The organism is Paenibacillus sp. FSL R10-2736 (assembly GCF_038000245.1).
GTDB classification, from domain to species: Bacteria; Bacillota; Bacilli; order Paenibacillales; family Paenibacillaceae; genus Paenibacillus_AQ; species Paenibacillus_AQ phytohabitans.
In genome coordinates, this window is sequence record NZ_JBBOBN010000001.1 from 1,454,695 (window position 1) to 1,470,250 (window position 15,556).

General features: G+C 52.9%; 14 protein-coding genes and 1 other RNA gene. 13 read left to right on the forward strand and 2 right to left on the reverse strand.

All coding sequences use genetic code 11. From position 1 onward, the window contains the following. Positions 1-65 precede the first annotated feature (65 nt). The 7 genes from NSQ73_RS06230 (at position 66) to rnpB (ending at position 6,922) form a co-directional block, all read left to right on the forward strand. A complete protein-coding gene (locus NSQ73_RS06230; RefSeq protein WP_340985745.1) occupies positions 66-539 on the forward strand; it encodes a YaiI/YqxD family protein in 474 nt (157 codons plus the stop codon). A 39-nt stretch (positions 540-578) separates the two neighbouring features. Next, positions 579-2,399, forward strand: a complete 1,821-nt coding sequence (gene dnaG / locus NSQ73_RS06235) for a DNA primase (protein WP_039304434.1) — start codon at positions 579-581, stop codon at positions 2,397-2,399. A 40-nt stretch (positions 2,400-2,439) separates the two neighbouring features. After that, positions 2,440-3,573, forward strand: coding sequence for an RNA polymerase sigma factor RpoD (rpoD, locus tag NSQ73_RS06240; RefSeq protein ID WP_039304147.1), 1,134 nt, complete (start codon positions 2,440-2,442; stop codon positions 3,571-3,573). 159 nt (positions 3,574-3,732) lie between these two features. Further along, a complete protein-coding gene (locus NSQ73_RS06245; RefSeq protein ID WP_340985746.1) occupies positions 3,733-4,557 on the forward strand; it encodes a hypothetical protein in 825 nt (274 codons plus the stop codon). Beyond that, positions 4,554-5,342, forward strand: coding sequence for a tRNA (adenine(22)-N(1))-methyltransferase (locus NSQ73_RS06250; RefSeq protein WP_340985747.1), 789 nt, complete (start codon positions 4,554-4,556; stop codon positions 5,340-5,342). Before NSQ73_RS06245 ends, NSQ73_RS06250 begins: the two co-directional genes overlap by 4 nt. After that, on the forward strand, positions 5,318-6,433 hold the full coding sequence (locus tag NSQ73_RS06255; RefSeq protein ID WP_340985748.1) for a Nif3-like dinuclear metal center hexameric protein: 1,116 nt from the start codon (positions 5,318-5,320) through the stop codon (positions 6,431-6,433). Before NSQ73_RS06250 ends, NSQ73_RS06255 begins: the two co-directional genes overlap by 25 nt. A gap of 72 nt (positions 6,434-6,505) precedes the next feature. Continuing rightward, positions 6,506-6,922, forward strand: an RNA gene (rnpB, locus tag NSQ73_RS06260) — RNase P RNA component class A. A 114-nt stretch (positions 6,923-7,036) separates the two neighbouring features. Here rnpB and NSQ73_RS06265 read toward each other — a convergent pair. Beyond that, on the reverse strand, positions 7,037-8,251 hold the full coding sequence (locus NSQ73_RS06265) for an aminotransferase-like domain-containing protein (protein WP_340985750.1): 1,215 nt from the start codon (positions 8,249-8,251) through the stop codon (positions 7,037-7,039). A gap of 95 nt (positions 8,252-8,346) precedes the next feature. On the opposite strand from NSQ73_RS06265, the gene pdxR reads away from it, so the two are divergent. After that, positions 8,347-9,786 (forward strand): MocR-like pyridoxine biosynthesis transcription factor PdxR, encoded by a 1,440-nt coding sequence (gene pdxR, locus NSQ73_RS06270; protein ID WP_340985751.1) that lies wholly within the window; start codon positions 8,347-8,349, stop codon positions 9,784-9,786. A 40-nt stretch (positions 9,787-9,826) separates the two neighbouring features. On the opposite strand, the gene NSQ73_RS06275 is transcribed toward pdxR, so the two are convergent. Next, entirely contained in the window at positions 9,827-11,704 is a 1,878-nt protein-coding gene (locus NSQ73_RS06275) for a S8 family peptidase (protein WP_340985752.1), read from the reverse strand. A gap of 281 nt (positions 11,705-11,985) precedes the next feature. Here NSQ73_RS06275 and NSQ73_RS06280 point away from each other — a divergent pair, with 281 nt between their 5' ends. From NSQ73_RS06280 to NSQ73_RS06300, 5 genes are all read left to right on the forward strand, one after another. Then, on the forward strand, positions 11,986-12,483 hold the full coding sequence (locus tag NSQ73_RS06280) for a YpuI family protein (protein ID WP_042139416.1): 498 nt from the start codon (positions 11,986-11,988) through the stop codon (positions 12,481-12,483). A gap of 146 nt (positions 12,484-12,629) precedes the next feature. Then, positions 12,630-12,851, forward strand: coding sequence for a DUF1540 domain-containing protein (locus NSQ73_RS06285; protein ID WP_042141544.1), 222 nt, complete (start codon positions 12,630-12,632; stop codon positions 12,849-12,851). An 11-nt stretch (positions 12,852-12,862) separates the two neighbouring features. Further along, complete coding sequence (locus NSQ73_RS06290) at positions 12,863-13,264, forward strand: hypothetical protein (protein WP_042139414.1); 402 nt, start codon at positions 12,863-12,865, stop codon at positions 13,262-13,264. A 197-nt stretch (positions 13,265-13,461) separates the two neighbouring features. After that, a complete protein-coding gene (locus NSQ73_RS06295; protein ID WP_042139411.1) occupies positions 13,462-14,175 on the forward strand; it encodes a lytic transglycosylase domain-containing protein in 714 nt (237 codons plus the stop codon). A 205-nt stretch (positions 14,176-14,380) separates the two neighbouring features. Continuing rightward, complete coding sequence (locus NSQ73_RS06300) at positions 14,381-15,532, forward strand: cysteine desulfurase family protein (protein WP_340985753.1); 1,152 nt, start codon at positions 14,381-14,383, stop codon at positions 15,530-15,532. The last annotated feature ends 24 nt before the right edge of the window (positions 15,533-15,556 follow it).

Genomic DNA, 15,556 nt, shown 5'->3' on the forward strand with positions numbered 1-15,556 from the left:
CTTTACAAAGAAGGATTTCTGCCAAGCGGAGCGTATATATATTACACGGGAATTTGGTGAGAATCATGATAAGGTCCCAGGAAAGAAAGATCGTCGTTGATGGGGATGCTTGTCCGGTCAAACAGGAGATTAATGCTGTGGCCCGCAGCTTTGGCATACCGGTGCTGATGGTTTCTTCTTACGATCATGTGCTCAAAGCGGAGGAGGGTGTCACGGTTGTCCAGGTGGACCGGGGAGCTGACAGTGCTGATTTGTATATCGCCAATCATATTTCTGCGGGAGATGTCGTAATTACGCAGGATTATGGACTTGCGGCGCTGGCGCTGGGCAAACGCTGCAGGGTGCTCTCGAACCGGGGGCAGGAGTATGAGGATTCCAAAATGGATTTTATGCTGGAGGGCAGGCATGCCCGGGCGGTAGAACGCAGGCGAGGCCACTATTCCAAGGGTCCAAAAGCGATTACCGCAGAGGAAAAAATTTATTTTCAACATAAACTGACAAAACTTTTAACTTTTTTGCAGGAGAATGTACAGCTGTAGCGAATTATATTTATTTGTTAAGAGATGAAGGTGGCTAATGTGGCTAGCGGACACGGTAATATTCCGGAAGAGGTTATCGAAAGCGTGCTGGCGCGGCATGATATTGTCGATACAGTCGGTAAGGTTGTCCATTTGTCCAAGCAGGGGAAATATTTATGGGGCCTCTGCCCGTTCCATTCGGAGAAATCCCCTTCCTTCACCGTCACCCCTGACCGGGGAGTTTTTCATTGCTTTGGCTGCGGTATGGGCGGAAATGCCATCAAGTTCAGGATGGAGATCGAAGGATTATCCTTTCCCGAAGCAGTCAGAATAATGGCGGAAGAAAGTGATATACCCGTGCCCGAGGGCAGAGGGGGAGCGCTTGCTCCACCCGATCCAGAGCGGGACCGGCTGATTCAGGCGTATGATTTATCGGCGAAGTATTATCATTATCTGCTGAAGAACACGGAATACGGCACAGCCGCCATGGATTATTTAAGAACCCGGGGTTTCAGCGATAGAATGATTGACCAGTTTCAAATTGGCTATGCGCCGGACCGTTGGGATACACTGCTGCAGTTTCTGGAGAAACGGAGCTTTGATCTCGCCGAGATGGAGAAGGGCGGACTGCTGTCTGCCCGGGGGGAAGGCAAGGGTTATCTGGACCGTTTCCGCGGCCGGGTCATTTTTCCGATTGCTAACCGCATGGGCAAGACCATCGCCTTTGCCGGAAGAATATTCGGTGAGGGGCAGCCGAAATACCTGAATTCCCCGGAGAGCCGGTTATTCAACAAAAGCCGGATCCTGTACAATTTGCACCAGGCCAAAGCATCCATCCGCAAAACGCGGCAAATCGTCCTGTTCGAGGGATACGGTGATGTCATTTCGGCTTGGGATGCAGGTGTGCATAACGGGGTGGCGACCATGGGTACATCGCTCACCGAGGGCCATGTGGCGCTGATGAAAAGCCTGGGGGATGAGATTGTTCTCTCCTATGACGGAGATAAGGCGGGACAAGCTGCCGCACTTAAGGCCATTCCGCTGCTCGAAGAAAGCGGGCTGAGAGTTAAGGTTGCGCTGCTCCCGAGCGGCCTGGACCCCGATGAATTCATCAACCGGCATGGCGGGGACAGATTCAGGGAACAGGTGATTGACTCCGCCGTATCATCCATAAAATTTAAGCTTATATATCTGAAAAAAAACCATATACTCCTAGAGGAAGACGGCAAAATTGCCTATGTCAAGGAGGCTCTGGAGATTATTGCCGGACTCCATTCTTCGACGGAGCGTGAGGTATATCTGAGGGAAATCGCCTCCGAGCTGGAGCTGTCCTATGACAGCTTGAAGCAGGATTGCAATTTACTTCGGGCGTCCATGCAAAAAAACATTCCCGAAGGGGATAATAACGACAAAAGGTGGAATAATGGTAGGCATAAAAAAGGGCAAGTGCAGACACCTACACTGCTGCCTGCTTACCATGTTGCGGAACGGCGCCTTTTATCACTGATGATTCAAGATCCGGAAGCGGCGGCCTATGTGGGCGAACGCCTCGGGGAAGAGTTCAATATTGATGATCATGCGGCAATTGCCGCTTATCTATATGCCTATTATGCGCAAGGCAAACCACCCGGCATCAGCCGGTTTCTATCATCGCTTCAGGATGACCGTCTGGAGAAGACTGCTACGGCGATCTCCATGATGGATACCCCTCCGGACTGGAATACCCAGGTTCTGGACGATTGTATTCGTGAAGTGCAGAAGTATCCTCTGCAGCGCAAAATAGAACCCAAGCGTGAAGAGATGATTCAGGCGGAAAAATCCGGTGACTTTTTGCGTGCAGCACAAATAGCAAGTGAAATTTTAGCCCTAGAGAGACAATGAGACATTGACAGGATGTACCTAGGGAGGAGGGAGTCGAATTATGGCGAACGATCAGCATACTGAACTGGAAGCGGAATTTACTCTGGATCAGGTTAAGGACCAGCTTATTGACCATGGTAAGAAAAGATCATCATTGAACTACAAAGATATTATGGAGAAATTATCGCCGTTTGATCAAGACCCCGAGCAGATGGAGGAATTCTACGAGCAGCTGAGCGATCTGGGGATCGAAGTTGTGAATGAGAATGATGAAGAGGTCAACAGCCTCCGGCCAAGTGAGGATAATGAGGACAAAGACAGTGATGATTTCAGCTTCGACGATGATCTGTCGCTGCCTCCGGGCATCAAGATCAACGACCCCGTCCGGATGTATCTGAAGGAAATCGGGCGTGTTCCGCTGTTATCGGCTGACGATGAAGTGGAACTGGCAATGAGAATCAAGAATGGTGACGAGGAAGCGAAGCGGAGACTTGCTGAAGCGAACCTGCGGCTCGTAGTCAGTATCGCCAAACGTTATGTCGGACGCGGTATGCTGTTCCTGGACTTGATTCAGGAAGGCAACATGGGTCTGATCAAGGCCGTTGAGAAATTTGACCACAATAAAGGCTTCAAATTCAGTACCTATGCTACCTGGTGGATTCGTCAGGCGATTACCCGCGCGATTGCCGACCAGGCACGTACGATCCGTATTCCTGTGCACATGGTGGAAACCATCAACAAATTGATCCGGGTCTCCCGCCAATTGCTGCAGGAGCTGGGACGTGAGCCTTCGCCGGAAGAGATAGCGGCTGAGATGGAACTGACCGTTGAGAAGGTTCGGGAAATCATGAAGATTGCCCAAGAGCCGGTATCACTGGAAACACCAATCGGTGAGGAAGATGATTCGCATCTGGGAGATTTCATTGAGGATCAGGAGGCGCTTGCGCCTGCGGATGCAGCGGCTTATGAGCTGCTGAAGGAACAGCTGGAGGATGTGCTGGACACGCTCACCGAGCGTGAAGAGAACGTGCTTCGCCTGCGCTTCGGACTGGATGACGGACGGACGAGAACGCTTGAAGAAGTGGGTAAGGTGTTCGGTGTTACCCGCGAGCGTATCCGCCAGATTGAAGCCAAAGCACTGCGCAAGCTGCGTCACCCGAGCCGCAGTAAGCGGTTGAAGGATTTCCTCGAATAGACGTATAAGGCCGGACCTTCTGCTGCACGGTGGCAGGAGGTCCTTTGTGTATATTCTGGGGTCCCCGCAATGTACCTGAGTCATCATCGAAGCTAAAGCCCCACTGTGTGGGGGTTATGTAACAGGTCAGATGCAGGATCTGGAAAGAGGGATGAGCCGTTGAATTTGGAGAAACGTGACACTATTTTAAGAGAAATTCAGTACTGGAGAAGAAGCAAGCTGCTGCCGGAGCAATATTGTGACTTCCTGACCAACCTGTATGATGATCAAGCAGAAATTAAGGATAGCAATCCGGTGTCGCTGCGGAATCTCCAACAGGGCAGCATCAAAATATGGCTGTTTGGTTTTGGAATAATTTCCTTGATTTTCTTGATTAGTCTTTATTTTAGCGTTTTTCCCTGGCCTTTGCAACTTGCCACGGCGCTCTGTGTATTAATTGTATGTTATGGCTATTCTGCTATTTATCAGGACCGCAACAAGATGATCAGTCTGGTGCTTGCAGGAATCGGCAGCGTGTTAACCCTTGGGTTCGGGCTATGGTTAATTGCTCTGCATGATCTGGATCCGGACTTTTGGAGACCTTTGCTGATTGCAGCCTGCGGTCTTCTATGGTGTGTACTTGGCTTCTTTTTGCGTATCGGACTCCTTCATTTTTGCGGTTTTGCCTTTTGGGCCCTGCTGTATGCGGGATTCTTCGGCCAGGCGAGGCCGGATGCTTCCATTCTCATGCTGGAACTGCTCTGGCTTCCGCTCTGTGTGCTGATGATCTGGCTCAGCTGGCTTTTGTATCACCGGGTTAGCGGGGTCTCGGGTGTGTACCTGGGCGTCGGCGTTTCACTCTGGCTGATGCCGGAAATCGATGCGCTGTGGCTCAGATCGGGATTCCCGGAATGGACTTCGCTTGTATTAATACTGAAGATCGCTGTTGGCTTAGGGCTGCTGTTCATCTTCAGAAAAAAATGGATAACGTGGGTGGCCTCATGAATAACGTAAACAACGTAAAATTATCTGACCGGCTTCAGCGATTGCTGGAGCAGGTGCCGGAAGGAAGCAGGCTTGCTGATATTGGTTCAGATCACGCCTTGCTGCCTGTTGCTGCAGTGATGAGCGGGCGTGTGCCTTCGGCAATTGCCGGGGAAGTAAACCTGGGACCGTATGAAGCAGCAGGCAGAGGCGTAGCCGAAGCAGGCCTCAGCAAGCAGATTGCTGTACGGCGTGGAGACGGACTGGAAGTGCTGGAGCCGGGGGAAGCAGACTGCATCACAATTGCCGGCATGGGCGGATCGCTAATCGCCGCTATTCTTGAACGCGGCCGGCAACTGGGTAAGCTGGCAGGGGTGAAGACACTTGCGCTGCAGCCCAATGTGGGCGAGGATATTCTGCGCCGCTGGCTGCTTGGTAACGGCTGGGTGCTGATCTCGGAGCATATTTTGGAGGAAGACGGCAAAACTTATGAGATCCTGACAGCGGTCCCTGAAGGCACTGAAGCTGGCCGGACGAATGAACAGCTGTACCGGAAACAAACGCTCGCCGGCGGCAAGGTGGCCCTTGATCAGGGTCTGCTGCTGCAGATGGGTCCTTGGCTGCTGCAAGCGCCAAATGAAGTGTTCACGGCGAAGTGGCAGGGGGAAATCTCTAAGCTGGAAGGTATCCTGACCTCATTGTCGCGTTCGGAGCTGGAGGCGGCAGAAGAGAAGCGCAGTAAGATCAGTGCACAGATCAAGCGGATAGCGGAGGTGCTGGAATGTTTGCCAAAGGACAGACTGTAATAGGATATATGGAGCAGCTTGCCCCGAAGCATCTGGCGGAGGAATGGGATAATGTCGGGCTTCAGCTGGGCAGTCTGCAGAAGGAGATCACCGGCGTGCTGGTCGCGCTGGATGTTAACGACAGTGTCGTGGACGAAGCGATTGCCCAGGGCTGCAATCTGATTATCGCACATCACGCGATTATTTTCCGGCCGGTCAAAGGCATTCTTACAGATACTCCCATGGGCCGTCTGTATGAGAAGCTGATCAAAAACGACATTGCCGTCTATATCAGCCATACCAATCTGGATGTGGCGGAAGGCGGAATGAACGACTGGATGGCGGAAGCGCTGGGTATTGAGAACGGTGCACCGATCAAGGATATTCATACGGAGCAATTGTCCAAGCTCGTTGTATTTGTGCCGAAGGATCACCATCAGAAGGTGCTGGATGCGATTCTGAATGCCGGTGCGGGCTGGATCGGCAATTACAGCCATTGCAGCTTCAACATTGAAGGCTATGGCACCTTCATTCCGCAGGAAGGGACAGACCCTTATATCGGCAAGCAAGGCAAGCTGGAGCGGGCTGAAGAGATCCGCATTGAGACCATTGTGCCGCAACCGATCCGGAACAAAGTTGTGCAGGCGATGCTGAAGGCTCATCCGTATGAAGAGGTGGCTTATGATCTCTATTCCATGGACCTCAAGGGCCGCAGCCTCGGCCTCGGAAGAGTGGGTAAGCTTAAGGAGCCGACCACGCTGGGAGAATTCGTGGAGACCGTTAAGAGCGGTCTGGATGTCGGCCATGTGCGTGTCGTTGGTGATTTGAACCGTCCTATCCGCAAGGCGGCTGTGATGGGCGGGTCCGGTGCCAAGTATTACAGCAGTGCCATCTTCAAAGGAGCGGATGTGCTGGTGACCGGTGATATCGATTACCATACGGCACAGGATGCACACCTGGCAGGCATCGCACTGATCGATCCCGGGCATAACGCGGAGAAGATCATGAAGGAGAAAGTAGCGGAATTTCTTGCCGGTAAGCTGACGGAGCATAAGTGCAGTACTGTGGTGCATGCCTCCAAGCTGAACACCGAGCCTTTTAATTTCCTCTAAGCTTGCTGGGCTGCAATTATTTACACTTGTGTCCGCTGGTCCAAGTCTGTATAATATACAATGTTGTTCCGGAAAGTTTGACAGACAATCGCCGGTGTGCGTGAGAACGCCGCGGGAGGAAAGTCCGGGCTCCATAAGGCAGGATGCTGGATAACGTCCAGTCGGCGCGAGCCGAAGGATAGTGCCACAGAAATGGACCGCCGATGGCTGCTTTCGGGCAGCACAGGCAAGGATGGAACCGAGGTGTAAGAGACCCCGAGGAACGCTGGTGACTTCGTTCCTGGTAAACCCCATCTGGAGCAAGACCTAATGAGACGCAGCGTCTTCCCTAACCGGGAGAAGCAGCCTTCGCCTGAGGCGTGTCTAGGTTGGTCGCTGGAGCTGTGCAGTAATGTATGGCCTAGATAGATGATTGTCGCTTATGGTGGGAGGGTAGTTCCCGTTTGAACCACAACGAGCACAGAACCCGGCTTACGGCAAACTTTCCTAACTGACAACGAATAAGCACTGTGCGGTAACTCAATACACATACAGACATTAAGACGGCGGCCTCCTCAGGGGGCCGCCTTTTGTATACAGTTACAGGTAACATCCGGCGGATGGCTACATAGGAAGCAAGCGCTCCTCATACCGGGACATGGCTGTCTCCAGCCGCTGCACCGCAAGCGGCAGCAGCTCCGGCCGTGTATGGGTGAAGTTGAGGCGCATCGCATTCTTCAGCGGATGTTCTGAGTAGAACACCTCACCGGGAACGAAGGCGACGCCTTGCTCTACGGCGAGCGGAAGCAGCTCAGCGGTATGGATGCGGCCGGGCAGGGTCAGCCACAGGAACATGCCGCCGCGCGGCTCAAGGAAGCTGGCCCCCTCCCAGTTCCGCGAGGAGAGCTCAGCCGAGAGCAGCTTCATCCGTGACTGATATTCACGGGAGATCACTCGGATATGGCCCTCAAGGTCAAAACTCTGCAGAAGCTCATGCAGAGCGCGCTGATCAATGGCGCTGGAATGCAGGTCGGCAGCCTGCTTGGCTTTGGCAACGACACGAATCAGTTCCAGGGGCCCGGTGATCCAGCCGGTGCGCAGTCCGGGTGCAACGATTTTGGAGAACGTACCGGTGTAGACCACACAGGAATCCCCGTCCAGACTTCTGTCAATGGCGGCGAGCGCAGGCGGATATGCTCCCGGTGTCTCATCGAAGGCAATCTCGCCGTACGGATTGTCCTCCAATATCAGCACGCCGTATTTCCTGCATAGCCCTACAACTTGTTCACGGCGTTCTTTGCTCCAGGTTGCACCTGAGGGATTGTTGAACGTAGGGACGGCATACAGGAGCTTAGGCCGGTGCGTACGGAGCTGTTCTTCCAGATGCTCAGGCAGCATCCCTTGTTCATCGCTGTCTACAACACGGATGTCTGCGCGGTAGGAGCCCAGCACCTGCAGGGCAGCCAGGTAAGTCGGGGCTTCCACCAGTACGGCATCACCCGGATCAATAAGTATTCTGCAGAGCAGGTCTATAGCCTGCTGGGAACCGGTGGTGAGGAGCATTTCCTGTGCAGACACCGGAATACCCTGCTGTCCCAATCTTGCAGCGACCGCTTCACGCAGCGGAAGGTATCCTTCGGTTAAGCCGTATTGCAGCGCTGAAACATCACTGGAGAGTACACGGCTATAGGCATCGCGGACAGCCTCTACAGGGAACAGCTCCTCAGCAGGCAGGCCGCCTGCCAGCGAGATAATATCTTTGCCCTGCGTAATTTTGAGAATGTCACGGACAGCTGAGGACCCCAGGTGGTTCGTCATCTCAGCATAATTGATCTTCATGGTTCATGCTCCCCGCTAATCTGAATTTTGTTGTATCATAACGGTATAGCAGTATAACAGTAAAGCGCTAAATATAACAGTCAGGGGGAAACGGGATGCGTATTGATTTACTCCGCAGCAGCACTAAATCTCTGCCGCAGCAGATCAGTGAGACAATCGCCCAGCGGATCACTTCCGGACTGCTCCAGCCGGGGAGTAAGCTGCCTTCCGTAAGAGGCCTGGCCTCCTCCTTGAAGGTAAGCCAGGTAACCGTAAGCAAGGCTTATGCTGATCTGGAAACCCGCGGCCATATTGTCTGCAGCCAGGGCAAAGGCTGTTATGTAGCGGAGCGGCAGCGGAATTTGCCCGATACTTCAGCCGGATGGCAGGACAGTTATGACGACTACCTGCCGCGGGCACAGCTGTGGCGCAACTTCAATTATTCGGAAGTGAAGTATCCCTTCCATCTGGCAGCAATACACAGCAGCCTCCTTCCGCTTGAACCGATTGGCGCCACTATGGCGGCTCTGGTACAAGAAGAGCCGGAGCTGATGGCTTCCTACGGGAATTTCCAGGGGGATCAGGAGCTGCGGGAGGTGATGCGCAGGCATCTGCAGAGCCGGGGCATAGCGATTGGGTCCAATGACTTAATGATTACCAGCGGTTCACAGCAGGGAATCGATCTGGTGGCCCGGACCTTTGTCGGTCCCGGGGACACCGTCTATCTGGAGGCACCCAGCTATACGGGGGCCATTGATGTTTTTGCCGGACGGGGGGCAGAGATGATCTTCGTTCCGATGGATGAGCAAGGGATGCGGGTGGACAGGCTTACTGCAATGTGTGACCGCAGACCGCCGAAGCTCATCTATACGAACCCTACCTTTCAGAATCCCAGCGGCGCTACGATGAGCATAACAAGAAGACAGCGGCTGCTGGAGCTTGCCCGCAGTTACCGCTGTCTCATTGTGGAGGATGATCCGTTCAGTGATCTGTATTTCCATCAGCCGCCCCCGCCGTCGATCAAATCGATGGATGGCGCCGGGCATGTAGTCTATATGAAGAGCTTCAGCAAAGTGCTCGCGCCCGGATGCCGGATCGCCTGCGTTGCCGCTGAAGGCAATATCCTGTCCAGGCTGATTGCCGCCAAGTCGTCGAGTGACCTGGGCAGTCCGCTGCTGACCCAGCGCGCGGTATTGCCGTTCATCGACCGCAGGTATGAGGCTTACGCGGCGAAGCTGCGGACCGCCCTGCGCCTTCGCAAGGAAGCGGCGGCGATGCTTCTGAAGCAGTATGCCCCGGCCGGAGTCAGCTGGACGCTGCCTGAGGGCGGCCTGAACCTATGGCTGCAGCTGCCCGAATCCCCCGGGATTGACAAGCTGCATGCGCTGGCTGATCAGGAAGGGATATCCTTCCTGCCCGGAGATGTCTGCTATGCCGGAGACACGCCTTCCCGCCATATCCGGCTCTGTTATTCGCAGCTTACGCAAGAAGACATGGAGCGCGGGCTCAGACAGTTCCTGCACCTGCTGGACAGGCATCTGCATTCAATCCGCTAATAAGCCTTCCCGCGTCAGGCCAGGCGGACAAGCGCCTAACTCATTGCATGGATTTCAGCTGTTTACCGACATGCTGGGGGAATAACTGCAGGGGAACCTGTCCTCCGCCGGCAGCCTGCAGTGTCTTGTAGATATCTACCTGACCCCAGCCATAGTATTTATCATGTCCGGCATCACCCAGATCCACCGCATTTGAGGTCAGCAGCTCGGTTACTTCCTTATTGCTCAGCTCGGGGTTCAGCGAGCGTACCAGCCCGGCGAGCGCTGCCACATGAGGGCTGGCCATCGAGGTGCCGGATAATGCCGCATACTGATTATCAGGATAGGTGCTGGCGATACTCTCCCCGGGTGCAGCCACATCGATATAATCCCCGTAATTGGAGAAAGACGCTCTCTCTCCGGTGGAATTGGTTGCAGCCACGGCAATTACCTCCTCATAGGCGGCAGGGTAGCCCGGCCGTTCGGTATTGTCATTGCCGGAAGCGGAGACAATGACAACGTCGCGGTCATAGGCATATTTGATGGCATCATGCAGGAACTGGGAGTCGGCATAATTGCCCAGGCTGAGATTAATCACTTTGGCGCCATGGTCGGCAGCCCAGATAATGCCTTCGGCAACGGAATAAGTGGTGCCAGCCCCGGAGTTGTCGAGTGCTTTTACCGGAAGGATCTTGTTATACCAGCTGATGCCGGCCACACCTTCCTCATTATTGGTCAATGCTCCGATAATGCCTGAGACATGCGTGCCATGCCCGACATCATCATCCGGCGCTCCACCGTTAGTTATCGCATTATATCCGGCCAACAGCTGGCCCTGCAGATCGGGATGGTCCGCCTGAACTCCGGTATCTACCACGGCTACAACGACTTCCTTGCTGCCTTTGGACAGATTCCAGCCCAGCTCTGTTTCAATGGCCGGCAGATTCCACTGATAGGTGGAGAAGAGCAGATCATTAGGCGTTATAACATTGGCTCCTGTATTTTCGCTCACTGTATCATTGGTTAAATACATATAGTGAGGCTCAGAATATTGCGGGTGCCATTTATAAGCGAAGTAGGTTTTGAGCTGGGAATAGTTCATCTTCTCTGAGCGGAAAATATAGGCATACCCCAGCTTACGCGGCTCCTTGCACTGAATATCTGCGGCAATGGTCTGGAGCTGGCCTGCTGTAGGATGCCCGCTCCGGAACCGGACGACGATCTCGTTCTCGTAGTAGTGGCTGGCATTCTCGTTGTCATGGCCTGTCTTGACAGTGAGGTCTTGCAGTGTATCGGCATGAACGGATTCTACGCGGTACTTGCCTTCCTTAGGATAAGGGATCAGACGGAGATTCTTCAGCTGGTGCTGGGCTACCCGGTCAAGGATCTTCTGATTGATCAGGGCAATGACACCGAGCTGGCCCTCCTGGTCACGCTGTGCCACGAAATAATATTTCTTGCTGCCGATTACAAAAGACGGGGACTCATAGGCTTGATGCCCCTTGATGGCCGACTTGGCTGTGTTCAGGTATTTGAGCAGCTGCTTGTTCTCCTGGTCCGTTCCTTCCGGAAGAGAGGATTTATAGGTAGTTGTCTTCTGCGTGCGGAAATCAATCAGCATCAGCATGGTGATATGACCGTGTCCCTGCTGTAAGTTCCTGGCATATGCTGAGATATCCTCAGGCGAAGCGCCGTGGGTATCCGAGAGCATAGTTCTAAGATGTTTGCTTACATCCACGCGGTTCAGGCGGTCAGTAGCACTCACATCCTGTACCAGGGCTGTTTTCTTAATGGTTTTCTCCTGAGAGGGATTCGGCACAGAGGCTTGTCTGAAGGTACCGCTTATGGCGCTGTCTTCCGGCCGCAGGGCAAAAGTAAGCAGCACCACCGTCAGCGCAGCAGTGACCAGACCGGCGACGGTTAAGTTTTTTCGTGACATGGTTTCCGCTCCTTCCTGGCATTGTAATACCCGTTAGGTTTAGAAGAGAGGGCCGGTTTTATGCATCGGAGAAAAGGATACCGCCGTACAGGGTTTTATGTTAATATCAGAAAATAAGCGCTTTCCGGGGCTTGTATCCGGTCTGACGGACCGGGATGACTCTCCTCACCTGCGGTGGGTGGAGACCGGTGAAGTTTTGTGATACTATCAAGATAGAACTACTCGAAATGATTATGTCGTAACGACTACAAAGCAAGGACTAATAAGGGGGAGCAATCGCCATGTCAGCAGCTAATGTGCAGAAATTGTGTGAATCGACGAGAGAAAAACTTAAATCCGTAATCGGAAAAATGGAACTGTTCCTGAACGAGCATGCGCTTCCGCAACTGGTTGCCGAAGAGGATGAAGAAACACTGCACTTCTATCAAGGGTTCTTGTCCGATCTCCGCCATCTGCTGGTGTTCTCGGAGATGTCTTATGAGAAGCTTGGGGTTGCTCTGCGCCGCGCCACTTTTGATGAAGCCTTCGCGCAAAAAGCGCTATATAATGTATATCATTTTGGAGTGAACAACTTCTTCTATCCTAAGAATGAAAGCTACTCGGAAGATGGACGCTATGCCTACACAGGTCAGGATGCGATCCGTTTCCGCAAGAAGCCGGTTCGTCCGGCGCGCGATATTATTATGGAGATTACCAAGGTCTATGAAGAACTGCGTGATGATCTGGCTTATTATGAGAACGATTATTTAACGGAGAAACGGATGCAGAATCAGGTGTAATACCGGAGCTGCCAGTTTCAGGTAAAGGACCGGGTTTGTCATGAGCAACATGACAGCCCGGTCTTTTTTGCGTGCACATCAGCTGGAAACCATTCAGCCGCATAGCAGTAAAGCGGAGAGGACATAATGAAGCCGAGGTGATCATTATGACAAACGCAAAACCGCTTGTGAGATGCAGTGTGAGCAACTGTCATTATTGGGGAGAACAGAACCTGTGCCGTGCCGAAGAAATTGTTATTGAAATTGACAAGCATGCAGGCAGCCATTTCAAGGAAGAATATGCTGAAGAGCTGACGGCAAATAATCATCATGACCATGCCGGAACTTCATCCGCAACCTGTTGTCTGACGTTCAAGCCGAACGCCTAGAGGAGGCCCTTATGGACAATCAGAATGATGAACCCAAAGTGGACCGTTCGGAACGCAGGAAGATTATTTTGCGTCCGCGCAGAGTGGATTATCCCCGCCGGGACAGAAGTCATAACGAGGAATATGCTGCTGAAATCAGTCCGCTTCCCGTGCAGGTCCATAGTACCGCAGGCAGGGAAACAGAACGTACAACCGGCAGTGTAAAGGAAAGCGATGAACGGACAATCGGTTATATTGGCCTCGGATTTGGTGTGGTTTCCTTATTTATCTGGTCAATAATTATGGGGCCTATTGCTGCAGTGCTCGGGTATTATGCCTATGCCAGGGGGCAAAAAACTGCTGGCGCCTGGTCCATGGGACTGGGAATTGTCTCTACCTTAAGTTATTTTGTCTTAATTCCTTTTGCCCGTTAGAGTAAGCTGCATGCAGAAATTTGATTTCAAAACAGGCTTTCAGACCTAACTATACGGGTCTGAGGTCTGTTTTTTCTGTTTGGCATATAGTAATTACTGCAAATAAATTGTAAAATAAAGCCGTATTTCAAATTTAAATAGAATGCTTTATTTTGTTTATGTTTATATAGATTTATGATGAAAGAGGGAATGGGAGCATGGCAATCGATCCCGCTGCAGCAAGCGGAACCGGGCAACTGAAATGGGTTGATCTGAGGAGTTCAAGCATGAAGGGCGGAAGCGGCAAGGTTTCATCCGGGGTAACAGGTTCTTCGGCAGCGGAATTCGCGGCTTTACTACAGCAGGCGGCCCTGCAATCCGCAACCGGCGGCAGCAGCGGAAGCACTTTAACCTCACTCACGGATGCTTCTTCACTTAGTAATCTGCTCTGGCAGCAGCTTGGTGGAACAGCTGAAACGTATGACGGCATTTCCGGGGAAATAACGCACACAGTACCGACGGATTACGAAGAGCTGATCCAGACGGCCAGTGCGAAATATGGCGTTCCTGTTGATTTGATCAAGGCTGTAATTGATACGGAATCCTCGTTTAATCCTAATGTTGTTTCTTCTGCAGGGGCCAAAGGGCTGATGCAATTAATGGATGGAACGGCGAACGGTCTGGGTGTCTCCGATCCCTTTGACCCGGCCCAGAGCATTGACGGAGGCGTACGCTACCTTTCTTACCAGCTCAAACGTTACAATGGCGAGGAGAATATGGCACTGGCCGCTTATAATGCCGGACCAGGCCGAGTTAATAAGCTTGGCGTCAGCAACGATGCCGAACTGATGGCTAATCTCTCAGAGCTTCCGAAGGAAACTCAGGCCTATATTGCCAAAATAGAACGCGCCCGCGCGCAATACGCGTTATAATATAAAGGATCAAACGGAATCTGCATCCAGCCGCTCCGGCGGCAGCAGCCTGTTTGATCCTTTTTGCAACATATAAATAAAGTATGAATTTTGCTATACTTATTCTTTCTCGCTGAAAGGCTACCATCCAATAAAGGACGGCGTAGCTGTATATGCTTGGCAGAATGGGAATGCTGAAACGATAAGCAAAGGAGAACGCCGATATATGCTGTATTGGGATTATGCCGCTGCCGCTCCGCCGTATGAGGAGGTAGTGCAGACTATGGAACAAGTCATGAGGCAGCACTTTGCCAATCCCTCATCTCTGCACCGTGCGGGGGCGGAGGCGGACAAGCTGATCAAGCGTGCGCGGGAAGTGTGTGCGGCAGCGCTGGGCGTGCAGCCGCAGGAGATTGTGTTCACCTCGGGAGCTACGGAGAGTAATAATCTGGCCATCAAAGGGGCGGCGCTTCAATATCAGGGCAGAGGCCGCCATATGATAACTACCGAGCTTGAGCATCCTTCGGTCTATGAGAGCTGTCTTCAGCTGCAGCAGCTGGGCTGGGAGATTACCTTTATTGCACCGGACAGCTCCGGAGTCGTCGAACCCTCGCGGGTTGCAGCTGCGGTCCGGCCGGATACCGTGCTGGTTAGTGTAATGCATGTGAATAATGAGATTGGCACGGTGCAGCCGCTGCGTGAGATCGGACGGCAGGTCAAGGCGGTGAACCGCCGGACACTGTTTCATGTCGATGGGGTGCAGGGCTATGGCAAGCTGGAGACCCGGCTGAAGGAATGGCAGGCGGATCTGTATAGCTTGTCAGCGCACAAAATCCGCGGCCCGCGCGGAACAGGAATCCTGTATGTACGGGAAGGCGTAACCTTGTTCCCTCTGCTTACAGGAGGTTCACAGGAGATGGGCAACCGCGCCGGAACAGAGAATGTGCCGAATATTGTAGCCACAGCTAAGGCGGTGCGCATGAGCGGCGAACGGCGGCAGGAATTCACCCGCCGGATTACGCCGCTAAAAAAACAGCTGGAGGATTATATATCAGGAATTCCGGAGCTTGTGCTGAACAGCAGCGGAGACGGGGCGCCTCATATTGTCCATTTCTCTTACCCCGGAATGAAGGGGGAGGTTATGGCCAGGAAGCTGGAGGAACTGGGAATGGCTGTTGCCACCCGCTCCGCCTGTTCGTCACGGCTGGCCGAACCGAGCCGGGTTCTGCTGTCCATCGGGAGAGACCGGGCTGCTGCGCTTGGCGGCATCCGTATCAGTTTGGGTGACAGCCATACGAAGCAGGAGGTGCAGCAGCTGGAGCAGGCGCTGCTTGCCGCTGTCCAGTCTTTGAAGATTGCTGAAGGAGGCGTGAAATAACAAATGACAATTATAGAGTCAGAC